At 39.9% G+C, this 23516-nt stretch carries 25 protein-coding genes; 19 read left to right on the top strand and 6 right to left on the bottom strand.

What is annotated here, in order from left to right:
* The 10 genes from QM956_RS10105 to QM956_RS10060 form a co-directional block, all read left to right on the top strand.
* A partial coding sequence (locus QM956_RS10105; protein WP_414302492.1) for an LPXTG cell wall anchor domain-containing protein occupies window positions 1-444 on the top strand: 444 nt, incomplete at its 5' end.
* Between the two features lie 193 nt (window positions 445-637).
* Window positions 638-1924, top strand: a complete 1287-nt coding sequence (locus QM956_RS10100) for a peptidase U32 family protein (RefSeq protein ID WP_049535202.1) — start codon at window positions 638-640, stop codon at window positions 1922-1924.
* Window positions 1925-2237: 313 nt separating this feature from the next.
* Complete coding sequence (locus tag QM956_RS10095; RefSeq protein ID WP_001054560.1) at window positions 2238-2438, top strand: F0F1 ATP synthase subunit C; 201 nt, start codon at window positions 2238-2240, stop codon at window positions 2436-2438.
* Between the two features lie 33 nt (window positions 2439-2471).
* The gene (gene atpB, locus QM956_RS10090) at window positions 2472-3182 is read left to right on the top strand and encodes a F0F1 ATP synthase subunit A (RefSeq protein WP_000392870.1); all 711 of its coding nucleotides are present in this window, start codon (window positions 2472-2474) and stop codon (window positions 3180-3182) included.
* Window positions 3183-3195: 13 nt separating this feature from the next.
* Window positions 3196-3690, top strand: a complete 495-nt coding sequence (gene atpF, locus QM956_RS10085; protein ID WP_020902744.1) for a F0F1 ATP synthase subunit B — start codon at window positions 3196-3198, stop codon at window positions 3688-3690.
* Window positions 3690-4226, top strand: a complete 537-nt coding sequence (locus tag QM956_RS10080) for a F0F1 ATP synthase subunit delta (RefSeq protein WP_000359020.1) — start codon at window positions 3690-3692, stop codon at window positions 4224-4226. The genes atpF and QM956_RS10080 overlap by 1 nt, the downstream gene beginning before the upstream one ends.
* 14 nt (window positions 4227-4240) lie before the next feature.
* The gene (gene atpA / locus QM956_RS10075) at window positions 4241-5746 is read left to right on the top strand and encodes a F0F1 ATP synthase subunit alpha (RefSeq protein WP_000996632.1); all 1506 of its coding nucleotides are present in this window, start codon (window positions 4241-4243) and stop codon (window positions 5744-5746) included.
* 15 nt (window positions 5747-5761) lie between these two features.
* A complete protein-coding gene (locus tag QM956_RS10070; protein ID WP_000301224.1) occupies window positions 5762-6640 on the top strand; it encodes a F0F1 ATP synthase subunit gamma in 879 nt (292 codons plus the stop codon).
* An 84-nt stretch (window positions 6641-6724) separates the two neighbouring features.
* On the top strand, window positions 6725-8131 hold the full coding sequence (gene atpD / locus QM956_RS10065; RefSeq protein WP_000094358.1) for a F0F1 ATP synthase subunit beta: 1407 nt from the start codon (window positions 6725-6727) through the stop codon (window positions 8129-8131).
* A 10-nt stretch (window positions 8132-8141) separates the two neighbouring features.
* On the top strand, window positions 8142-8561 hold the full coding sequence (locus QM956_RS10060; RefSeq protein ID WP_033681676.1) for a F0F1 ATP synthase subunit epsilon: 420 nt from the start codon (window positions 8142-8144) through the stop codon (window positions 8559-8561).
* 43 nt (window positions 8562-8604) lie between these two features.
* On the opposite strand, the gene QM956_RS10055 is transcribed toward QM956_RS10060, so the two are convergent.
* A complete protein-coding gene (locus QM956_RS10055; RefSeq protein WP_261020606.1) occupies window positions 8605-9618 on the bottom strand; it encodes a lactonase family protein in 1014 nt (337 codons plus the stop codon).
* A gap of 197 nt (window positions 9619-9815) precedes the next feature.
* On the opposite strand from QM956_RS10055, the gene QM956_RS10050 reads away from it, so the two are divergent.
* The 6 genes from QM956_RS10050 (at window position 9816) to QM956_RS10025 (ending at window position 16571) form a co-directional block, all read left to right on the top strand.
* Window positions 9816-11798 (top strand): peptide ABC transporter substrate-binding protein, encoded by a 1983-nt coding sequence (locus QM956_RS10050; RefSeq protein ID WP_414302491.1) that lies wholly within the window; start codon window positions 9816-9818, stop codon window positions 11796-11798.
* 117 nt (window positions 11799-11915) lie between these two features.
* Window positions 11916-13082 (top strand): AI-2E family transporter, encoded by a 1167-nt coding sequence (locus tag QM956_RS10045; protein ID WP_261073997.1) that lies wholly within the window; start codon window positions 11916-11918, stop codon window positions 13080-13082.
* Entirely contained in the window at window positions 13072-14301 is a 1230-nt protein-coding gene (locus QM956_RS10040; RefSeq protein WP_414302490.1) for a tetratricopeptide repeat protein, read from the top strand. Before QM956_RS10045 ends, QM956_RS10040 begins: the two co-directional genes overlap by 11 nt.
* 140 nt (window positions 14302-14441) lie before the next feature.
* Window positions 14442-15083: an amino acid ABC transporter permease gene (locus QM956_RS10035; protein ID WP_084886407.1), complete on the top strand. Its 642-nt coding sequence runs from the start codon at window positions 14442-14444 to the stop codon at window positions 15081-15083.
* A 9-nt stretch (window positions 15084-15092) separates the two neighbouring features.
* Window positions 15093-15722: an amino acid ABC transporter ATP-binding protein gene (locus tag QM956_RS10030; RefSeq protein ID WP_227325757.1), complete on the top strand. Its 630-nt coding sequence runs from the start codon at window positions 15093-15095 to the stop codon at window positions 15720-15722.
* Between the two features lie 9 nt (window positions 15723-15731).
* On the top strand, window positions 15732-16571 hold the full coding sequence (locus tag QM956_RS10025; RefSeq protein ID WP_414302489.1) for an amino acid ABC transporter substrate-binding protein: 840 nt from the start codon (window positions 15732-15734) through the stop codon (window positions 16569-16571).
* A gap of 61 nt (window positions 16572-16632) precedes the next feature.
* On the opposite strand, the gene lysS is transcribed toward QM956_RS10025, so the two are convergent.
* The 5 genes from lysS to QM956_RS10000 all read right to left on the bottom strand — a co-directional run bounded on the left by lysS (window position 16633) and on the right by QM956_RS10000 (window position 21096).
* Window positions 16633-18123, bottom strand: a complete 1491-nt coding sequence (lysS, locus tag QM956_RS10020; RefSeq protein ID WP_414302488.1) for a lysine--tRNA ligase — start codon at window positions 18121-18123, stop codon at window positions 16633-16635.
* Window positions 18124-18259: 136 nt separating this feature from the next.
* Window positions 18260-18877: a histidine phosphatase family protein gene (locus QM956_RS10015; RefSeq protein ID WP_084930167.1), complete on the bottom strand. Its 618-nt coding sequence runs from the start codon at window positions 18875-18877 to the stop codon at window positions 18260-18262.
* Window positions 18874-19359: an aminoacyl-tRNA deacylase gene (locus QM956_RS10010; protein WP_084930168.1), complete on the bottom strand. Its 486-nt coding sequence runs from the start codon at window positions 19357-19359 to the stop codon at window positions 18874-18876. The genes QM956_RS10015 and QM956_RS10010 overlap by 4 nt, the downstream gene beginning before the upstream one ends.
* Window positions 19359-20201, bottom strand: a complete 843-nt coding sequence (locus QM956_RS10005) for a DUF368 domain-containing protein (RefSeq protein ID WP_049544044.1) — start codon at window positions 20199-20201, stop codon at window positions 19359-19361. Before QM956_RS10005 ends, QM956_RS10010 begins: the two co-directional genes overlap by 1 nt.
* A gap of 94 nt (window positions 20202-20295) precedes the next feature.
* Complete coding sequence (locus QM956_RS10000) at window positions 20296-21096, bottom strand: glycoside hydrolase family 25 protein (protein WP_261056893.1); 801 nt, start codon at window positions 21094-21096, stop codon at window positions 20296-20298.
* A 154-nt stretch (window positions 21097-21250) separates the two neighbouring features.
* On the opposite strand from QM956_RS10000, the gene glmU reads away from it, so the two are divergent.
* Genes glmU through macP form a run of 3 tightly spaced genes read left to right on the top strand, consistent with a single transcriptional unit; the run spans window position 21251 to window position 23508 of the window.
* Complete coding sequence (gene glmU, locus QM956_RS09995; protein WP_414302487.1) at window positions 21251-22630, top strand: bifunctional UDP-N-acetylglucosamine diphosphorylase/glucosamine-1-phosphate N-acetyltransferase GlmU; 1380 nt, start codon at window positions 21251-21253, stop codon at window positions 22628-22630.
* Window positions 22631-22639: 9 nt separating this feature from the next.
* Window positions 22640-23185 carry an NUDIX hydrolase gene (locus QM956_RS09990; protein WP_150922349.1) on the top strand — a complete coding sequence of 182 codons (546 nt, stop codon included), beginning with the start codon at window positions 22640-22642 and terminating at the stop codon, window positions 23183-23185.
* Window positions 23186-23196: 11 nt separating this feature from the next.
* Window positions 23197-23508: a cell wall synthase accessory phosphoprotein MacP gene (gene macP / locus QM956_RS09985; RefSeq protein ID WP_049544049.1), complete on the top strand. Its 312-nt coding sequence runs from the start codon at window positions 23197-23199 to the stop codon at window positions 23506-23508.
* Window positions 23509-23516: the final 8 nt, after the last annotated feature.

The following is a 23516-nucleotide window of genomic DNA, read 5'->3' as shown; positions in this document are numbered from 1 at the left end:
GCTGGTAAAACAACTACTACGACAACTTATATCTTGAATCCTAATACAGGTGCATTAACACCGAACGAACCAACCACGATTACTGAAGAAGCAGTAGAAGAAGTTATTATAGTAGGTACGAAACCAAAGGTTGAGTCACCAAAGGTTGAAACGCCAAAAGTTGAAACGCCAAAAGTTGAAACACCAAAAGTTGAGTCACCAAAGGTTGAAACGCCAAAAGTTGAAACACCAAAGGTTGAGGTACCAAAAGTTGAAGCACCAAAATCAAAGACACCAACTGAACAATCGACAAAAGAAACTTCACAAATTCCGACTTCTGTAGCAAGTAAGAGAGAGGAATTGCCTAATACAGGTACGGAAGATCATGCTAATCTTGTAGTCTTAGGACTTCTAGGAGTTTTGAGTGGATTTGGATTTCTTGCACACAAGAAAAAAGAAGTGTAGAAATAGTTTTTTCTAACCTATATTAGAAAAGGGCTCACATCTGTGGGCTTTTTCTCTTTGACAATCTTTTTGCTTTAATAATCTAAAAGATTAGAATTGTCAAAACAATCTGTCTAGGCTTGATTTTATGACTTATTTACTATAAAATGAGAAGGAAAAACGTCAAACTTTTATATTGCAAATAGGAGAAAACATGACAAAAACATTAAAACGTCCTGAGGTTTTATCACCTGCAGGGACTTTAGAGAAGCTAAAGGTAGCTGTTCAGTATGGAGCAGATGCTGTCTTTATCGGTGGTCAGGCCTATGGTCTTCGTAGCCGTGCCGGAAACTTTACCTTTGAACAGATGGAAGAAGGTGTCCAGTTTGCGGCTAAGTATGGAGCTAAGGTCTATGTAGCTGCCAACATGGTTATGCACGAAGGAAATGAAGCTGGTGCTGGTGAGTGGTTCCGTAAACTACGTGATATCGGAATCGCGGCAGTTATCGTGTCTGACCCAGCCTTGATTATGATTGCAGCGACTGAAGCACCAGGCCTTGAAATTCACCTTTCAACTCAAGCCAGTGCGACTAACTATGAAACTCTTGAGTTTTGGAAGGAACTGGGCTTAACTCGTGTTGTTTTGGCGCGTGAGGTTTCAATGGAAGAATTAGCTGAAATTCGCAAACGTACAGATGTTGAGATTGAAGCCTTTGTCCACGGAGCTATGTGTATCTCTTACTCTGGTCGTTGTACACTTTCTAATCACATGAGTATGCGTGATGCCAACCGAGGTGGTTGCTCTCAATCTTGCCGTTGGAAGTATGACCTTTACGATATGCCATTTGGTCAAGAACGCAAGAGCTTGAAAGGTGAGATTCCAGAAGAATTTTCAATGTCAGCCGTTGATATGTCTATGATTGACCATATCCCAGATATGATTGAAAATGGTGTGGACAGTCTAAAAATCGAAGGACGTATGAAGTCTATTCACTACGTATCAACAGTAACCAACTGCTACAAGGCGGCTGTTGATGCTTATCTAGAAAGTCCAGAAAAATTTGAAGCTATCAAGCAAGACTTGATTGATGAGATGTGGAAGGTTGCCCAACGTGAATTAGCAACAGGTTTCTACTATGGTACACCATCTGAAAATGAGCAGTTATTTGGTGCTCGTCGTAAAATTCCTGAGTATAAGTTTGTTGCTGAAGTCGTTTCTTATGATGATGCGACACAAACAGCGACTATTCGCCAACGGAACGTCATTAACGAAGGTGATCAAGTTGAGTTTTATGGCCCAGGTTTCCGTCATTTTGAAACTTATATTGAAGATTTGCATGATGCCAAAGGCAATAAAATCGACCGCGCTCCAAATCCAATGGAACTCTTGACAATCAAAGTCCCACAACCTGTTCAAGCAGGAGATATGGTTCGAGCTCTCAAAGAAGGACTTATCAATCTTTATAAGGAAGATGGCACCAGCGTCACAGTTCGTGCTTAATAAGCGTGCAGGAGACGAAAGCTTTCTAGTTGCTTTCCCTTTAATCCTACTTACTAAAGAGCATTAGGTTAAAGAAAATATATTAATTTCCATCCGAGATTTCATCTCGGATTTTTCATTATTTTTCAGAAAGACCTAGATAATGGAGGGATTTGTTACAAGTTTTTTCCAAAGTTTTCTATATAATAGACTTAAAAATAGTAAAATTGTAAATAATTTTCATTAAACGCTTTCAACGTAAGTAAAAAGTTGACAAATCCAATTTTTAGGACTAAACTAAGTAAGTAAATTTTAATTAAAAGGAGAATTCGTCATGAATTTAACATTTTTCGGTCTATGTCTTGCCTGTATGGGTGTATCTCTTGGTGAAGGTATGTTGATGAACGGTTTGTTGAAATCAGTTGCTCGCCAACCAGATATCATCTCAGAACTACGTAGTTTGATGATCCTAGGGGTTGCCTTTATTGAAGGTACTTTCTTCGTTACTCTTGTCTTTTCATTTATCATCAAATAAAAGAAGTATAAATTGAAAAAGGGAGGATTTTAGATGGAAGAAAGTATTAATCCAACCATCAATATTGGTCCTGTTACCTTTAATTTAACCATAGTAGTTTTGACTTTGTTGACTGTAGCACTTATTTTTGGCTTTATTTATTGGGCAACTCGAAATATGACTTTGAGACCCACAGGAAAACAAAATGTATTGGAGTATTTATTTGATTTTGTCGTTGGATTTACAAAATCAAACCTTGGTCCAATGATAAAGGATTATTCTCTCTTTTATTTCTGTTTATTCCTATTTATGGCCATTGCAAATAATATTGGCTTAATGGCTAGAATTCAGACTACAGATGGTGTAAATCTTTGGACCTCACCAACAGCAAATTTGTCATTTGACTTGGTCTTGTCTTTTACAATTATCTTAATGACACACGTAGAAGGAATTCGTCGTCGTGGAATCAAAAAGTATTTAAAAGCATTTGTAACACCAGGTTTTATGACACCAATGAATCTCTTGGAGGAAGTTACCAATCTCCTTTCACTTGCATTGCGGGTCTTTGGTAATATCTTTGCAGGGGAAGTGATGGCAAGTATGTTAGTCCTACTTTCTCATCAGGCCTTCTATTGGTATCCTATTGCTTTTGGAACAAATCTAATCTGGACTGCATTTTCTGTTTTTATTTCTTGTGTACAAGCATATGTATTTACATTGTTATCTTCAATGTACCTAGGAAATAAAATTAATGATGAAGAATAGAAAGGAGTAGTTTATGAATGTAACAGTAGGTGAATTACTTGGTGATTTTATACTAATCGCTGGTTCCTTTATTCTCTTGCTAGTCTTGGTTAAGAAATATGCTTGGTCAAATTTGGCTAGCATTTTCGAACAAAGAGCAGAAAAAATTGCAGCAGATATTGACGGAGCTGAACAAGCACGTCAAAAAGCAGAAGTATTGGCTCAAAAACGCGAAGATGAATTGGCTGGTAGCCGTAAAGAAGCTAAGACAATCATCGAGAATGCGAAAGAAACAGCTGAGAAAAGTAAAGCTAGTATTTTAGCAGATGCTAAGCTAGAAGCAGGACGCTTGAAAGAAAAAGCGAACCAAGAAATTGCTCAAAATAAAGCTGAAGCTTTACAAAGCGTTAAGGGTGAGGTAGCAGATTTGACAATCAGCTTGGCTGGTAAAATCATCTCACAAAACCTTGACGGTCATGCCCATAAAGAACTTATTGATCAGTATATCGATCAGTTAGGAGAAGCTTAATGGACAAGAAAACAGTAAAGGTAATTGAAAAATACAGCATGCCTTTTGTCCAATTGGTTATAGAAAAAGGAGAAGAAGACCGTATCTTTTCAGACTTAGCTCAAATCAAGCAAGTTGCTGAAGAAACAGCCTTACCTTCTTTTTTAAAAAAAGTGGCAGTAGACGAGTCTGACAAGGAAAAAACAATTACTTTCTTCCAAGATTCAGTGTCACCTTTATTGCAAAACTTTATCCAGGTTCTTATCTACAATCACAGAGCAAATCTTTTTTATGATATTCTTGTAGATTGCTTGAACCGACTTGAAAAAGAAACAAATCGATTTGAAGTGACGATTACTTCAGCTCATCCTTTAACTGATGAACAGAAGAGTCGCTTGCTCCCTTTGATTGAGAAAAAAATGTCTCTTAAAGTAAGGAGTGTAAAAGAACAAATCGATGAAAGTCTTATTGGTGGTTTTGTCATTTTTGCCAATCACAAGACAATTGATGTGAGTATTAAACAACAACTTAAAGTTGTTAAAGAAAATTTGAAATAGAAAGTGGTGTTCTTTTGGCAATTAACGCACAAGAAATCAGCGCTTTAATTAAGCAACAAATTGAAAATTTCAAACCCAATTTTGATGTGACTGAAACAGGTGTTGTAACCTATATCGGGGACGGTATCGCGCGTGCTCACGGCCTTGAAAATGCCATGAGTGGAGAGTTGTTGATTTTTGAAAACGGCTCTTATGGTATGGCTCAAAACTTGGAGTCAACAGACGTTGGTATTATCATCCTAGGTGACTTTACAGATATCCGTGAAGGCGATACAATCCGCCGTACAGGGAAAATCATGGAAGTCCCAGTAGGTGAAAGTCTGATTGGTCGTGTTGTGGATCCGCTTGGTCGTCCAGTTGACGGTCTTGGAGAAATCTACACTGATAAAACTCGTCCAGTAGAAGCACCAGCTCCTGGTGTTATGCAACGTAAGTCTGTATCAGAACCATTGCAAACTGGTTTGAAAGCTATTGACGCCCTTGTACCGATTGGTCGTGGTCAACGTGAGTTGATTATCGGTGACCGTCAGACAGGGAAAACAACCATTGCGATTGATACAATCTTGAACCAAAAAGGTCAAGATATGATCTGTATCTACGTAGCGATTGGACAAAAAGAATCAACAGTTCGTACGCAAGTAGAAACACTACGTCAGTACGGTGCCTTGGACTACACAATCGTTGTGACAGCCTCTGCTTCACAACCATCTCCATTGCTTTTCCTAGCTCCTTATGCTGGGGTTGCCATGGCGGAAGAATTTATGTACCAAGGTAAGCATGTTTTGATCGTTTATGATGATTTATCAAAACAAGCGGTAGCTTATCGTGAACTGTCACTCTTGCTTCGTCGTCCTCCAGGTCGTGAAGCTTTCCCAGGGGATGTTTTCTACCTTCACAGCCGTTTGCTTGAGCGCTCAGCTAAAGTTTCTGATGAACTTGGTGGTGGATCAATTACTGCCCTACCATTTATCGAGACACAAGCAGGAGATATCTCTGCCTATATCGCAACCAACGTGATTTCAATCACTGATGGACAAATCTTCCTTGGTGATGGTCTCTTCAATGCGGGTATTCGTCCAGCCATCGATGCGGGTTCATCTGTATCTCGTGTAGGTGGTTCTGCACAAATCAAAGCCATGAAAAAGGTTGCTGGTACACTTCGTATCGACCTTGCTTCATACCGTGAGTTGGAAGCCTTCACTAAGTTTGGTTCTGACTTGGATGCGGCAACACAGGCTAAGTTGAACCGTGGACGTCGTACAGTTGAAGTCTTGAAACAACCTGTTCACAAACCATTACCTGTTGAGAAACAAGTAACCATTCTCTATGCTTTGACACATGGTTTCTTGGATACTGTTCCAGTAGATGATATTGTTCGTTTCGAGGAAGAGTTCCATGCCTTCTTTGATGCTCAACATCCAGAGATTTTGGAAACCATTCGTGATACAAAAGACTTGCCAGAAGAAGCAGTCTTGGATGCTGCGATTACAGAGTTTCTCAATCAAACCAGCTTCCAATAAGAATAGAGGTGTCAGATGGCAGTATCTCTAAATGATATTAAAACAAAAATCGCCTCAACAAAAAATACGAGTCAAATCACAAATGCCATGCAGATGGTATCAGCTGCTAAGCTAGGTCGTTCTGAAGAAGCTGCTCGCAACTTCCAAGTTTATGCTCAGAAAGTTCGTAAACTTTTGACGGATATTCTTCATGGGAATGGAGCTGGTAGTTCAACCAATCCGATGTTGATTAGCCGTCCAGTTAAGAAGACAGGCTATATCGTCATTACATCAGACCGAGGTTTGGTTGGAGGTTATAATTCTTCTATTTTGAAAGCCGTTATGGAGCTGAAAGAAGAATACCATCCAGACGGTAAAGGTTTTGAAATGATCTGTATTGGTGGAATGGGAGCTGATTTCTTTAAAGCTCGTGGTATTCAACCACTTTATGAACTACGTGGCTTGGCAGATCAACCAAGCTTTGATGAAGTTCGTAAGATTATTTCAAAAACTGTTGAAATGTACCAAAATGAACTTTTTGATGAACTCTATGTCTGCTATAACCACCATGTCAATACGCTAACCAGTCAAATGCGTGTGGAGCAAATGCTTCCGATTGTTGACTTGGATCCAAATGAAGCGGATGACAGTTACAGTTTGACCTTTGAGTTGGAAACCAGCCGAGAAGAAATTTTGGAGCAGTTGCTACCTCAGTTTGCAGAAAGTATGATTTACGGTGCTATTATCGATGCCAAGACAGCTGAAAATGCTGCTGGTATGACAGCCATGCAAACAGCGACAGATAATGCTAAGAAAGTCATTAATGATTTGACAATTCAGTATAACCGTGCCAGACAGGCGGCGATTACACAAGAAATTACAGAAATCGTAGCAGGAGCTAGTGCCCTAGAATAGGCACTAGTCCAGCTCGTATGAAAATGAACTTAGGACCTAGTTAAGCTAGGACCGACAGTATCTTATATAGAATAGGAGAAGGAGATGAGTTCAGGTAAAATTGCTCAGGTTATCGGTCCCGTTGTAGACGTCTTGTTTGCAGCAGGGGAAAAACTTCCTGAGATTAACAATGCACTTGTCGTCTACAAAAATGACGAAAGAAAAACAAAAATCGTCCTTGAAGTAGCCTTGGAGTTGGGAGATGGTATGGTCCGTACTATCGCCATGGAATCAACAGATGGTTTGACTCGTGGAATGGAAGTATTGGACACAGGTCGTCCAATCTCTGTACCAGTAGGTAAAGAAACTTTGGGACGTGTCTTCAATGTTTTGGGAGATACCATTGACTTGGAAGCTCCTTTTACAGAAGATGCAGAGCGTCAGCCAATTCATAAAAAAGCTCCAACTTTTGATGAGTTGTCTACCTCTTCTGAAATCCTTGAAACAGGGATTAAGGTTATCGATCTTCTTGCTCCTTACCTAAAAGGTGGTAAGGTTGGACTTTTCGGTGGTGCCGGGGTTGGTAAAACCGTCTTAATCCAAGAATTGATTCACAACATTGCCCAAGAACACGGTGGTATTTCAGTATTTACCGGTGTTGGGGAACGTACTCGTGAGGGGAATGACCTTTACTGGGAAATGAAAGAATCAGGCGTTATCGAGAAAACAGCCATGGTATTTGGTCAGATGAATGAGCCACCAGGAGCACGTATGCGTGTTGCCCTTACTGGTTTGACAATCGCTGAATACTTCCGTGATGTGGAAGGCCAAGACGTGCTTCTCTTTATCGATAATATCTTCCGTTTCACTCAGGCTGGTTCAGAAGTATCTGCCCTTTTGGGTCGTATGCCATCAGCCGTTGGTTACCAACCAACACTTGCTACGGAAATGGGTCAATTGCAAGAGCGTATCACATCAACTAAGAAGGGGTCTGTAACCTCTATCCAGGCTATCTATGTGCCAGCGGATGACTATACTGATCCAGCACCAGCAACAGCCTTCGCTCACTTAGACTCAACAACTAACTTGGAACGTAAGTTGGTACAATTGGGTATCTACCCAGCCGTTGACCCACTTGCTTCAAGCTCACGTGCCTTGGCACCTGAAATCGTTGGAGAAGAGCACTATGCAGTTGCTGCTGAAGTAAAACGTGTCCTTCAACGTTACCATGAGTTGCAAGATATCATTGCCATCCTTGGTATGGATGAGCTTTCTGATGAAGAAAAGACCTTGGTTGCTCGTGCCCGTCGTATCCAGTTCTTCTTGTCACAAAACTTCAACGTTGCGGAACAATTTACTGGTCAGCCAGGTTCTTATGTTCCAGTTGCTGAAACTGTTCGTGGCTTTAAGGAAATCCTTGATGGTAAACATGACCAGTTACCAGAAGATGCCTTCCGTGGTGTAGGTTCTATCGAAGATGTGATTGCAAAAGCTGAAAAAATGGGATTTTAAGAGGTGATCTATGGCTCAGTTAACTGTCCAGATCGTGACACCAGATGGTCTCGTCTATGATCACCATGCCAGCTATGTATCGGTTCGAACTCTGGATGGTGAGATGGGGATCTTGCCACGACATGAAAATATGATTGCGGTTTTAGCAGTTGATGAAGTAAAGGTGAAACGTATTGATGATGAAGATCACGTGAACTGGATTGCAGTAAACGGAGGCGTTATTGAAATTGCCAATGATATCATCACAATCGTTGCTGATTCTGCAGAACGTGCTCGTGATATCGATGTTAGTCGTGCAGAACGTGCCAAACTTCGAGCAGAGCGTGAAATTGAAGAAGCACAAGACAAACACTTGATTGACCAAGAACGTCGTGCTAAGATTGCACTTCAACGTGCTATTAACCGTATTAATGTCGGAAAAAGACTATAAGAAAAAATGAACTTGAGTTACCAAGTTCATTTTTTATGTTTTCTTAAGATGCAAAACTGATACAGACTGCTTCTGGAACATGGAAGTCGTTGGAAAGTTCTGCAAGACGACCAGTTTCAGGATTACGTTTAAAGACGGTTGCATTGTCAGAGTCTTGATGGACAGCAATGAGGAATTCTTGGTCTGGTGTCAAATCAAAATCACGTGGAGTCTGACCATGTGTCGGAACGATTTCTAACAACTCTAAGCTACCGTCCGCAAGGATTGTATAAACTGCGATAGAATCATGACCACGGTTAGAAGCGTATAGGTATTTACCATCTTTAGAGAGACGAATAGCAGCAGTACCATTAAAGCCTTCATAACCGTCTGGTAGAGTTGAAATGACCTGCATGCGTTCAAATTCGCCAACACCATCGTAGATTAGAACCTCGATAGTGCTATTGAGTTCACAAATCAGATAAGCGATTTTATAGTGGTTATGGAAAATGATGTGACGCGAACCTGCTCCTGGCTGGCTATGATAGGTATAGAGCTTAGATAATTTTCCTTCTGAATCAAGATCATAAGTAATTACTTGGTCAGTACCTAAGTCGCAGGTCACTAGATAGTGGTCAGGTGTTAAATCTGTATAGTGAACATGTGGAGAAGCTTGATTTTCATGTGGACCTTGGCCACTGTGTTGATCAACATCACTAAGTAGAAGATGACCATCTTTCTGACGTTTATAAACATGGACTTGTCCTTTGTGGTAGTTGGCTGCGTAAACCAAATCACGCTTTTCATCAACGGCAACATAACAGTGGGGAGCTCCTTCTTCAACGACATGATTTAATAAAGTCCCGTCAGTTTGATAGGCAGCGATTCCTCCCTTATCGTCTTGACTACCAACAGTGTATAAATGTTGATGCTGGTCAAAGGCAAGGTAGGTCGGACTTGGTTCAGTTGCAAAAAGTTCTAGATTTGAAAGCTGACCAGTTTTTGTATCAAAGTCTGCCTTGTAAATCCCTTGGGAAGTCCGACGTGTATAAGTTCCAAAATAAACAGTTTCTTTCATTACTATACCTCTGTGTAAAGATAAGACTATTATATCACAAAAACAAGCCAATTAAAGACATCCAATTAGATGTAAGCACTTTAAAAAAATAATTGATTGTTTTTTTAAAAAATATAATAACATTGAGATTGTTTTCCTTACTTTTCTTCTTAAAAGTGCTATAATGAATTCATAAAATGTTTAAAGGAGTCCTTACTATGAAAAAACGAGTTTTTTTAGCGACTGGAATTGCAGTTTTGTCTACTGCCGTTCTAGCAGCGTGTTCATCTGGTAATGGTAATAAGGATGCTACTAAGCCAGTGACTTATGCTTATGTGTTTACATCAGATCCTGTTACTTTGGATTATACAGTTTCTGGGAATGTCAGCACTAAACAGATTACAGGTAATGTTATTGACGGATTACTAGAAAATGATCAATATGGAAATTTAGTTCCATCAGTTGCAGAAGATTGGACTGTTTCTAAGGATGGTTTAACCTATACCTATAAAATCCGTCAGGGCGTCAAATGGTATACAAATGAGGGGGAAGAGTATGGTGAAGTCAAGGCTCAAGACTTTGTAACTGGTCTGAAACATGCAGCAGATAAGAAATCACAGGCTCTTTATCTCGTACAGGATTCTATCAAAGGATTGGATGACTATGTAAATGGGAAAACAACAGATTTCTCAACAGTAGGTGTAAAAGCAACAGATGATTATACTGTTGTTTACACTTTGAATCATCCAGAATCTTTCTGGAATTCTAAGACAACGATGGGAGTTCTAGCTCCAGTAAGTGGAGATTTTTTGGCTTCTAAAGGAGATGATTTCGGTAAGGCTACTGATGTAACGAGCATTCTCTACAATGGGGCTTTCCTTCTTAAGGGCCTTACTTCGAAATCTTCTATCGAAATGACCAAAAACCAAAACTACTGGGATAAGCAGAATGTCTTTATTGATGATATCAAGTTATCCTTCTTTGATGGTCAAGATGCAGACTCCCTAGGACGAGGTTTTGATGAGGGACATTATCCAGCAGCTCCACTCTTTAAAAACTCTGCCAACTATGAACGTCTAAAAGAAAAGTACAAGGATAATATTGTATATGGTCAACAAAGAGGTGGCGTCTTCTATATGTCTACTAATATTGATCGTGTGTCATACAATCATACTGCTAAAACAAGTGATGCAGAAAAAACCTCTACTAAGAAAGCACTTTTAAATAAAGAGTTCCGTCAAGCCTTGGCATTTGCTGCAGATCGTAAAGCAGCTGTTTCTCAGGTGTTTGGAGATGAAGTAGCGCCTCGTAAGTTACGTACAAGTTTCACTCCTCCAACATTTGTACAAGTAGGAGATCAAACATTTGGTCAAGTTACTAAGACAGAATTGGATAAATTGGATAATGTCTGGAAAGATGTCAGTCTTGATGATGCCCAAGATTCACTTCATAATGTAGACAAGGCTAAGGCTAAGTTTGAATCTGCTAAGAAAACTCTTCAAGCTGATGGAGTACAGTTTCCTATTCATTTAGATCTTCCAGTTTCATCTACTCAGACAGATTTTATTCATCAAGCTCAGTCTTATAAACAATCAATTGAAGAAGCCATCGGCTCTGAAAATGTAGTTGTTGATATTCAACAAGTTTCTGATGATGAATTGGGAAGCATGACTGTTCTAGCGACATCAAATAATAATGTTGATTGGGACATTAATGTTAATAGTGGTTGGAGTCCGGATTATGCAGATCCATCAACCTATCTAGATGTATTTGATCCAACTTCAGGTCCAAGTGTCCTCAGTTCTCTTGGTGTAGCACCAGGAACAGACAATCCAGTCATTAAAACAGTTGGATTGGATAAATACAAAGGATTGATTGATGATGCAAATAGTGAAAAAATAGATCTGCAAAAACGTTATTCTAAATATGCTAAGGCGCAAGCTTGGTTAACAGATAGTGCTCTGGTTATTCCTGTACACTCAGACGGTGCCCAAATGCTTGTAACGAAGAAAGTATTAGGCAGTGGTGCTGATGGTTGGGTTGGTGACAAAACAGGCGACAACAGTTATAAATATCTTAAACTCCAAGATAAGATTGTCACTTCTAAAGAAATGGATGAGTTCCGCAAGAAATTTGCTGATGAAAAAGCCAAATCCAATGCTGATTATCAGAAGAACTTAGACCGTCATATTCAAGACTAATCAAATCTCCTCTTTTGAGGGGATTTTTTATGTCGATGTCTCCATGTAAGCACTTTAAAAAAGAGTTATTTTGATTTAAAAATGGTATAATGGGAGAACAATAGAAAGGAAGTATTTATGGAGCAAAAAGAGAAACATTTTAGCTTATCTTGGTTTTTCAAGTGGTTTTTGGATAACAAGGCAATTACGGTATTTTTGGTAACCTTATTATTGGGACTCAATCTGTTTATTTTAAGTAAGATTAGTTTCTTATTTTCACCTGTTTTAGACTTTTTGGCAGTCGTGATGTTGCCAGTCATTCTATCTGGTTTACTATACTATTTGTTAAATCCTATAGTTGATTGGATGGAGAAACACAAAATCAATCGTGTTATAGCGATTAGTATTGTCTTTGTCATCATCGCTCTCTTTATCATTTGGGGTTTGGCAGTAGCTATTCCAAATCTGCAACGTCAGGTTTTAAGTTTTGCAAGGAATGTTCCAGTCTACCTTGAAGATGCTGATAGAGTTATTGATGATTTGGTCACCAAGCGTTTACCAGATGATTTCAGGCCTCAGCTAGAACAAGTTTTGACAAACTTTTCAAGTCAGGCTACAGTTTGGGCAAGTAAGGTTTCATCTCAAGCAGTCAACTGGGTGAGCGCCTTTATTAGCGGGGCTTCTCAAGTGATTGTTGCCTTGATTATCGTTCCGTTCATGCTCTTTTATCTCTTACGTGATGGAAAAGGCCTACGTCACTATTTGACCCAATTCATGCCAACGAAATTGAAAGAACCTGTTGGACAAGTTTTATCAGATGTGAACCAGCAGTTGTCCAATTATGTTAGAGGGCAAGTAACAGTGGCTATTATTGTAGCGGTAATGTTTATGATTTTCTTCAAGATTATTGGTCTACGCTATGCAGTTACGTTGGGGGTTACTGCTGGTATTTTAAATCTGGTTCCTTATTTAGGCAGCTTCTTAGCCATGCTTCCTGCCCTAGTATTGGGCTTGATTGCTGGGCCAGTCATGCTTTTGAAAGTAGTAATTGTCTTTATCGTAGAACAAACTATTGAAGGTCGTTTTGTCTCTCCATTGATTTTGGGAAGTCAATTAAACATCCATCCCATTAATGTTCTCTTTGTTTTGTTAACTTCAGGATCCATGTTTGGTATCTGGGGAGTCTTGCTCGGTATTCCAGTTTATGCCTCTGCTAAGGTTGTCATTTCAGCGATTTTTGAATGGTATAAGGTAGTCAGTGGCCTATATGAACTAGAAGGAGAGGAAGCTAAGAGTGAACAATAGTCAACAGATGTTACAGGCTTTGGAAGAGCAAGATTTAACCAAGGCTGAGCACTATTTCGTCAAAGCTTTAGAAAATGATCCAAATGACCTTCTGTATGAGTTAGCCACCTATCTAGAAGGGATTGGTTTTTATCCTCAGGCAAAGGAAATTTACCTGAAAATCATAGAGGATTTTCCAGAGGTTAATCTCAATCTGGCAGCTATTGCTAGCGAGGATGGTCAAATCGAAGAAGCCTTTGCTTATCTTGAGGAAATTCAAGCTGACAGTGACTGGTATGTTTCTGCTTTGGCTCTGAAGGCAGACCTATACCAGTTGGAAGGTTTGACAGATGTGGCGCGTGAGAAATTATTGGAGGCCTTGACTTACTCAGAAGATCCTCTCTTGATATTGGGATTAGCAGAGTTGGATAGTGAGTTGGAAAATTACCAAGAAGCTATTCAAGGCTATGCCCAGTTAGATAATCGCTCGATTTATGAACAAACGGGTATTTCTACCTATCAACGAATTGGCTTTGCCTATGCACAGTTGGGGAAATTTGAAACGGCTACAGAGTTTTTAGAAAAAGCCCTGGAGTTAGAATACGATGACCTAACAGCTTTTGAGTTGGCCAGTCTTTACTTTGATCAAGAAGAATACCAAAAAGCTGTCCTCTATTTTAAGCAGCTTGATACCATTTCTCCTGACTTTGAAGGCTATGAATATGGTTATAGTCAGGCCTTACATAAGGAACATCAAGTTCAAGAAGCCCTACGTATCGCTAAGCAAGGCTTAGAGAAAAATCCCTTTGAAACTCGCCTCTTGCTAGCTGCTTCACAATTCTCTTATGAATTGCATGATGCCAGTAGTGCAGAAAACTACCTCCTTACTGCTAAAGCAGACGCTGAGGATACAGAAGAAATCTTACTCCGTCTAGCTACTATTTATCTAGAGCAGGAGCGTTATGAAGATATTCTAGCCTTACAAAGTAATGAGCCAGAGAATCTTTTGACCAAGTGGATGATTGCTCGTTCTTATCAAGAGATGGACGATTTGGATACTGCCTATGAGCATTACCAAGAGTTGGCAGGAGATTTGAAAGACAATCCAGAATTTCTAGAACACTATATCTATCTCTTGCGTGAACTGGGCTACTTTGAGGAAGCAAAAGTCAATGCGCAAGCTTACTTAAAACTGGTTCCAGATGATGTGCAAATGCAAGAACTATTTGAGAGATTGTAAGAATATATTTTTAAAAACTGTATCTAATCATTTTTGATAGATATAGTTTTTCTTTTTCAAAGAGAATTTTTTTACAAAAATTCTTGGTTATTTTGTTTATTTATGCTATAATAGGAACAATTATTTTTAGGAGGTGCAGTATGTCTTATTTGTTTGAGATATTACCAAGTTTATTGAGCGGTGCAAGTATGACTTTGCAGGTTTTTGCACTGGTCTTGATTTTTTCTATTCCCTTGGGCGTTTTGATTGCCTTTGCCTTGCAAGTCCATTGGAAGCCCCTCCATCATCTGATTAACATTTATATCTGGATTATGCGGGGTACACCCTTGCTCTTGCAATTAATCTTTATCTATTATGTGCTGCCAAGTATTGGGATTCGTTTGGACCGTCTTCCTGCGGCTATCATTGCCTTTGTGTTGAATTATGCGGCTTACTTTGCTGAAATCTTTCGTGGGGGGATTGATACCATTCCTAAGGGGCAATATGAGGCTGCTAAGGTCTTGAAGTTTAGCCCTTTTGCCATAGTGCGCTATATTATCTTACCACAGGTGACCAAGATTGTTCTTCCTAGTGTATTTAACGAAGTCATGAGTTTGGTCAAGGATACCTCTCTAGTCTATGCTCTAGGAATTTCAGATCTTATCTTGGCTAGTCGCACAGCTGCCAACCGTGATGCTAGCCTGGTTCCTATGTTCTTGGCAGGAGCCATTTACTTGATTTTGATTGGTATTGTGACCATTCTTGCCAAAAAAGTTGAGAAGAAGTACAGTTACTATAGATAGGAGGTTGCCATGTTAGAATTACGAAATATCAATAAAGGCTTTGGTGAAAAGCAAATTTTATCTAATTTCAGTCTAAACATTCCTGAAAAGCAAATCCTGGCTATCGTAGGACCTTCTGGTGGAGGTAAGACAACCCTCTTGCGCATGCTTGCAGGTCTGGAAACTATTGATTCAGGGCAAATCTTTTATAATGGAGAACCTTTAGAACTGGATGAATTGGAGAAGCGCAATCTACTGGGATTTGTATTCCAAGATTTTCAACTTTTTCCTCATTTATCAGTTCTAGACAATTTGACCTTATCGCCCGTAAAAACAATGGGAATGAAGCAGGAAGAAGCTGAGAAGAAGGCGCGTGGACTCCTGGAACAGTTAGGACTGTCAGGGCACGCAGACGCCTATCCATTCTCACTATCAGGTGGGCAAAAGCAACGGGTAGCCTTGGCGCGTGCTATGATGATTGACCCAGAAATCATAGGTTATGATGAGCCGACTTCTGCCCTGGATCCAGAATTGCGCTTGGAAGTGGAAAAACTAATCTTGCAAAATAGGGAACTTGGGATGACGCAGATTGTGGTTACCCACGATTTACAATTCGCTGAAAATATCGCAGATCAGATTCTCAAGGTTGAGCCCAAGTAGGAGGTGCCAATGACTAATAAGAAAATTGCTTTAGTATTGGTTTCTATCCTGACTCTCTTTTTAACGGCTTGTACTCAGAAGGCTAGCGATCCAAAGCAGGATAACTGGGATAAATATCAAGAGCAGGGGACCATTACTATTGGTTTTGACAATACCTTTGTACCTATGGGATTTGAAGAAAAGAATGGACAGTATACAGGCTTTGATATTGACTTAGCACAAGCTGTCTCAGAAAAATTAGGTTTTAAGGTTCAATTTCAGCCAATTGACTGGGATATGAAGGAGACGGAACTGCAAAATGGAACTATTGATGCCATCTGGAATGGGTATTCTGCCACTGATGAACGCCGAGAGAAGGTTGCTTTTAGCATTCCATACATGGAAAATCAGCAAGTTCTGGTTGCGAAGAAAAACCAGCAGATCCATTCAGTAGAGGATATGAAGGATAAGACCTTGGGAGCCCAAGCAGGATCCTCTGGTTATCTAGACTTTGAAGCGCAGCCAGATTTATTGAAAAATCGTGTTAAAGACCAGAAAGCCAATCAATATCAGAGTTTCAATGAAGCCTTGATTGATTTGAAGAATGATCGAATTGATGCCTTGTTGATTGACCGAGTGTATGCTAATTACTATCTTCAGTCTGAGGGGATATTAAATGACTACAATGTCTTTTCGGCTGGATTTGAAAGTGAATCCTTTGCAGTCGGAGTTAGACCAGCTGACAAAAGATTACTACAAGCTTTAAACCAAGCTTTTGTTCAACTTTACCAAGAAGGGAAGTTCCAAGAGATTAGCCATAAATGGTTTGGAGAAGATGTAGCAACCAAAGAAGTGAAAAGTAGAGATTGAGTTTTTACTCAGTCTCTTTTTGTATCGAAAAATCCTCTGGCAAGTACCAGAGGATAAGAGGTTATTTCATTGCTGGGAAGAGTAATACATCACGTATAGTAGTTGTATCAGTGAGTAGCATGCAGAGACGATCGATACCGATTCCCAAACCACCTGTTGGAGGCATACCGTATTCAAGGGCTTCAATGTAGTCGTAGTCGATGCCTGTCGCTTCATCGTCACCAAGTTCTTTAGCTTTAGCTTGGGCTTCAAAACGGCTAAGTTGGTCGATTGGATCGTTCAACTCAGTAAAGGCATTACCGTACTCCTTAGTCATGATGAAGAGCTCGAAACGGTCAGTAAAGCGTTCGTCTTCAGGATTCTTCTTAGCAAGTGGAGATACAGCTACTGGATGTCCATAGACAAAGGTTGGTTGGATTAAGGTTTCTTCAACAAACTCTTCAAAGAAGGCATTGATGATGTGACCAACTTCAGTGTAGTGTTTCTCAACAGGAACTTTCTTCTCAGCAGCGATAGCTTTAGCTTCTTCCAAAGTCATGTCTTGCCAGAAATCTACCCCAGTAATTTCTTTGATAGCATCCACCATGTGAACACGTTTAAATGGTTCGTTGATCTTGATTTCAGTACCTTGATAGTCGACTGGACCATCACCTTTGACTGATTTAGCAGCGTGTTGGATAATACCTTCGGTCAAGTCCATGATGTCTTGGAAGTCTGCATAAGCTTGGTAAACTTCGATAGAAGTAAATTCAGGGTTATGAGTAGCATCCATTCCTTCGTTACGGAAGATACGGCCAATTTCATAGACGCGTTCCATACCACCGACGATAAGGCGTTTCAAGTGAAGCTCAGTCGCGATACGAAGTACCATGTCAATGTTTTGGGCATTGTGGTGGGTGATAAATGGACGGGCAGCAGCACCACCAGCCTCGTTGTGAAGAACAGGTGTTTCCACTTCAAGGAAACCTTTTTGATCAAGGTAACGACGAATTTCAGAGATGATTTTTGAACGAGTGACAAAGCGTTCAAAGCTTTCGCGATTAGAAATTAAGTCTAGGTAACGTTTCCGGTAAATTGTTTCAACGTCTGTCAAACCGTGGAATTTCTCAGGAAGTGGGCGAAGTGCTTTAGACAAGTGAGTGATGTGAGTAGCTTTGATAGAGAGTTCTCCCATATCTGTACGCATCACTTCACCTTCGACACCAAGGAAGTCACCAAGGTCTGCTTTTTTGAAGATTTCGTAGTTTTCTTCACCGACAGCATCCTTACGAACGTAGATTTGAATCTGCCCTTCGCGGTCTTGAAGGTGGGCAAAACCTACTTTACCTTTACCACGTTTGGTTACCAAGCGTCCTGCGATAGTAGCTGTTTCGTTTTTATCATGTAATTGTTCTTTATCGAGGTCAGCAAATTTATCTTTTAATTCTTGTGAATTTGCAGTGCGTTCAAAGCGTTTTCCGAAAGGATCGATTCCTTGTTCACGGAGTGCAGCCATTTTTTCACGGCGAACGATCTGCTGGTCATTTAGTTCTTCCATATGTTCTGTTGACATGGGATCCTCCTAGTTTTACTCAAAATTGAATACGATGAGTCATTTTTGCGATACTCCCATTTTATCATAAATAAGCAAGAAATTCACGGATAATCTTTCAAAACTAAAAAGAACTTGACGCTAAAATCAAGTTCTGTTATTGATAGGAAGTATCATTCCAAGTATCGAGAGTAAATGTTTCAAAATCATGGGTTTCTAGAATGGTCAGGCTGGCATTTGCTAGACCGCCATCTTTACGAAGAAGTGGTTCTTTATAACCTAGAAGAGTACGAAGACTGGCAGTAAGATTGGCACCGTGACCGACAATTAGAATACGCTCAGCTGGACTATCTTTTAATGATTTGATAAATTGGATAGTTCGTTGTGTTGTGCTATAGAGGGATTCGGCTCCAAACATTTGAGTGTCAAATTGAGCAAGATTAGATCGGAAAGCTTTGATTTGTTGCGGGTAAATAGATTCCAAGGTTGCAATTTTCAAACCTTCCAACTTCCCCAGCTGCCATTCACGGAGATTAGGGACACTTTCTAAAGGACAGGGTGTCTTGAGTTGACTTTGGATAATATCAGCAGATTTGACCGCTCGAGGTAAATCACTTGAATAAATCTGATTAAAAGGAATTTCCTTGAGATACTGGCCAAGTCGTTTTAGGGTGTCAATGGATTCAGGAAGAAGGGGAGAATCTCCACTAGCACCTTGAAAGCGACCTTCCTGATTCCAGATGGTACGGCCGTGGCGGACAAAGTAGAGTTTCATTCTTGGCTGCCCTCCAAGATATCTGCAAAGTCAGCTTTTACAAAGCTAGCCAAGTCTTGTGGTGCGACGATAATGCTGTGACCAACTTCGCCTGCAGAGACAATCATTTGATCCAAGTCTAGAGCGATCTTATCGATAAAAATGGGATAATTGTGTTTCTGACGAATTCCGACGGGATTATTGGCTCCATGAATATAACCTGTTGTTTTTTCCAAGTCCTTTTGTGGAATCATGCTCACTTTTTTATTGCCAGAAATTTTGGCTAGTTTCTTTTCAGACAAGTGTTGAGTGATGGGAACAATTCCGATAATCGGTCCGGTCTTATCTCCTAAAAGAGCTAAGGTTTTGAAAATCTGATCTCGTTCATAAGCTTGAGGCAGTTCTCCTTCCAGGGCATTGATTTGAATCCCTTGATGTGAGATACCTGCTTTAGACAGGATTTGTTCCACCAATGTTTTTTTGATTTTAACTTTTTTTGCCATTATTTATACTTATCCTCCAATTGGCTCATCCAAATACCAAGCCAGATTCCCAAGGCAAAGAAGAAGGCGATGATGACATAACCAACAAGAGAAAGGCCTGTGTATTGGATGCTTTCAGCGTTTCCTGCATTTGGAATCAAGATCAAAAGGGTACTAGAAAGGACGATACCGATGATGAAATGATAGACGCGTGAGTGGTAGTTATTTAAGGCATAATCCATCAATTTTGAAAAAATGATGAGAGTTGCGCCTGCTCCGATTCCAATCGGGAAGAAGGTTCCCAAGAGGTCAAAGGTTTTAAAACCTGTTAGCATAGGAGCATAGAGGCCCAAAATCAAAAGTAGATTTGATGGACTAAGGCCAGGAACTAATATGCCAAGAGCCAGCAGTGCACCAGCTAGGACAAAATTAAGAAAGCTAGCACTTAGGGTTCCAACAACAAAATTTAAGGCATAGAGTCCTAATCCAGAAATGATAAAGGTTGCCCAGAACCAAGCTAGATCAATCTTGTCTCGATCAGATTCTCTAGTTGATTCTTTGAGGAGGCTAGGAACAGTACCGATAATGGCACCTGCAAAGCTCCATAAGACAAAGACCTGATAATTTTCAAGCAGGTATTCAATCGGGTAAGAAAATAAGCCGATTCCCAGAAGCATACCGAAGGCAACTGGAATAAAGTACAAAACATTTTCTTTAAAGTCCTTAAAGGGATGGGCCAGAAAGCCAATCATTCGTTCATAAATTCCTAAGATTGCTGCTAGAACCCCTCCGGAAATTCCCGGTAAGATAAATCCAAGAGCAATGACAATCCCTTTAATAACACGTGCTAACCATGAGAGCATATTGTTCCTCCAACTATTTCTATTTCAAAAAATCCTTACTATATTGTATCACAATCAAACACAAAAAGAAAAAGCAAATGATAAACAAATGCTTTTAAGGTTTTAAAAAGAGTTTTCTAAAGGTTTCTTCTTTGTTTTTGAAGGAAGAGATGACGTTTATATCCAAATCGTGGTCAAAGCCAGCAATTTTTCCTTTAGATGTGTACTGGTGGATGTCGTAATCTAAATCAGTTTTTGGAGTTGCCTCGTAAAATCCTGAGTCAGAACCATAGGAAGGAATCCAAACAGACGTAAACTTGTCTGTATCAATACTGTGTTCTTCCATGAAGTAGACCCCAACGTAGATGCCGATATTTTTAGCACCAAGTGATTCTAGTTTTGCTCGAAAGGCTTCAACACCTTCGTTCATATTGGACATGGTTTTGTCTTCCACATCTAGCCAATAGTAACTAGGGCTGTATGGCGATGAAGCGTTATAAAAAACTTCAGCAGCCTTTTCCATTTCTTGGACACTTTTTCCAGCTACAAAGGCATAGACACCAACTGGGACATTTCGTTTTTGAAACTCGGTAATATGGGTTTTAAAGGCCTTATCTACGCCATTAACAAAGGAAGCATCGTTTTCTTTTAAAGACTGAGCGCCACTATGTACACGAACGATAGCTCCAGAAATGTTTTGGGACAGAGTATCGTAATTTATTTCCTCAGGACGTTGCCAACCAGAAACATCAATTACCGGTTTATCTATATTGTGTAGCGCTTGCGTTTCTACTTGCGCGATATTTGACTTTGTTTTTACAGGATGGTCCTCAAAACGAGGGCGATTCAGGATTAAAATGAAAATCAAAATCCCAAAAAAACCAAATAAAATAAGCGGATTAATTTTCTTTCTCATATCTCATAATTTTACCTTAAAAATGGGAAAAAATCAAAAAAAATACTCAAAAAATGGGTTAAGAAAGGACTTTAGAGCATTTTTTCTTTCAAGAGCGCGGAATGATTTGAAATATGGTATAATAAAAGGGAATTTCTAGAGAAAAGAGAAGATTATGTCAAATTATGCCATTATTTTAGCAGCGGGTAAAGGGACTCGCATGAAATCTGATTTGCCAAAAGTTTTGCACAAGGTTGCGGGTATTTCTATGTTGGAACATGTTTTCCGTAGTGTGGGAGCTATCCAGCCTGAAAAGACAGTAACAGTTGTAGGACACAAGGCGGAATTGGTTGAGCAGGTCTTGGCTGGACAGACAGAATTTGTGACTCAATCTGAACAGTTGGGTACCGGTCATGCGGTTATGATGACAGAGCCTATCTTAGAAGGTTTGTCAGGTCACACCCTGGTCATTGCAGGAGATACTCCTTTAATCACTGGTGAAAGCTTGAAAAACTTGATTGATTTCCACATCAATCATAAAAATGTGGCGACTATCTTGACTGCTGAAACGGATAATCCTTTTGGCTATGGACGAATTGTGCGTAATGACAATGCTGAGGTTCTTCGCATTGTTGAGCAGAAGGATGCTACAGATTTTGAAAAGCAAATCAAGGAAATCAACACTGGAACTTACGTCTTTGATAACGAGCGTTTGTTTGAGGCTTTGAAAAATATCAATACCAATAACGCTCAAGGCGAATACTATATTACAGATGTCATTGGCATTTTCCGTGAAGCTGGTGAAAAAGTTGGCGCTTATACTTTGAAAGATTTTGATGAAAGTCTTGGGGTAAATGACCGCGTGGCTCTTGCGACTGCTGAGTCGGTTATGCGTCGTCGCATCAATCATCAGCACATGGTCAATGGTGTTAGCTTTGTCAACCCAGAAGCAACTTATATCGATATTGATGTTGAGATTGCTCCGGAAGTTCAAATCGAAGCCAATGTTACCTTGAAGGGGCAAACGAAAATTGGTGCTGAGACTGTTTTGACAAATGGTACTTATGTAGTTGACAGCACTATCGGAGCAGGAGCTGTCATTACCAATTCTATGATTGAGGAAAGTAGTGTTGCTGATGGAGTGACAGTCGGTCCGTATGCCCACATTCGTCCAGGTTCAAGTCTGGGTGCCCAAGTCCATATTGGAAACTTTGTTGAGGTTAAAGGTTCTTCTATCGGCGAGAATACTAAGGCTGGTCATTTGACTTATATCGGAAACTGTGAAGTGGGTAGCAAGGTTAATTTTGGTGCAGGAACAATTACAGTCAACTATGATGGCAAAAACAAATACAAGACAGTCATCGGTAACAATGTCTTTGTTGGTTCAAATTCAACCATTATTGCGCCAGTTGAGTTAGGTGACAATTCCCTCGTTGGTGCTGGTTCAACTATTACTAAAGACGTCCCATCGGATGCTATTGCTATTGGTCGCGGTCGTCAGGTTAATAAAGACGAATATGCAACACGCCTTCCTCATCATCCTAAGAATCAGTAGGAGCCTATCATGGAATTTGAAGAAAAAACGCTAAGCCGAAAAGAGATCTATCAAGGACCAATATTTAAACTGGTCCAAGATCAGGTTGAATTACCAGAAGGAAAGGGAACTGCCCAACGGGATTTGATTTTCCACAATGGAGCTGTCTGTGTTTTAGCTGTAACGGATGAGCAAAAACTTATCTTGGTCAAGCAGTACCGCAAAGCCATTGAAGCAGCCTCTTATGAAATTCCAGCCGGAAAATTGGAAGTAGGAGAAAACACAGACCCTGTCGCAGCAGCACTTCGTGAATTAGAGGAAGAAACAGCCTATACAGGGAAATTAGAACTCTTGTACGATTTTTACTCGGCCATTGGCTTTTGTAATGAAAAGTTAAAACTATACCGAGCAAGCGATTTGACTAAAGTGGAAAATCCGCGTCCGCAGGATGAGGATGAAACCTTAGAAGTTCTTGAAGTGAGCTTAGAAGAAGCCAAGGAATTAATCCAATCAGGTCATATCTGTGATGCCAAGACGATTATGGCTGTTCAATACTGGGAATTGCAGAAAAGATAGAGGAGGTCAGTATGGGTAAACCTTTATTAACGGATGAAATGATTGAAAGAGCTAATAGAGGCGAAAAGATTTCAGGTCCCCCTTTGCTAGATGATGAGGAGACAAAAATTTTACCAACCTCTTCTTCCCATTTTGGTTATGCCAATCCTAAGGATCATGGTTTTAGCCAGGAAACCTTGAAGATTCAGGTCGAACCGTCTATTCATAAAAGCCGTCGCATTGAAAATACCAAGAGAAATGTCTTCAATTCTAAGTTGAATAAGATTTTATTTGCAGTCATCTTTCTCTTAATTTTGCTTGTCTTAGCAATGAAACTTTTGTAATAGAAAAG

Origin of the sequence: Streptococcus mitis (assembly GCF_047460035.1) — a bacterium.
In the GTDB taxonomy this organism is placed as follows: domain Bacteria; phylum Bacillota; class Bacilli; order Lactobacillales; family Streptococcaceae; genus Streptococcus; species Streptococcus mitis_DW.
The sequence above is the reverse complement of the archived record's forward strand: the minus strand, read 5'-3'. Positions and strand labels throughout refer to the sequence as shown.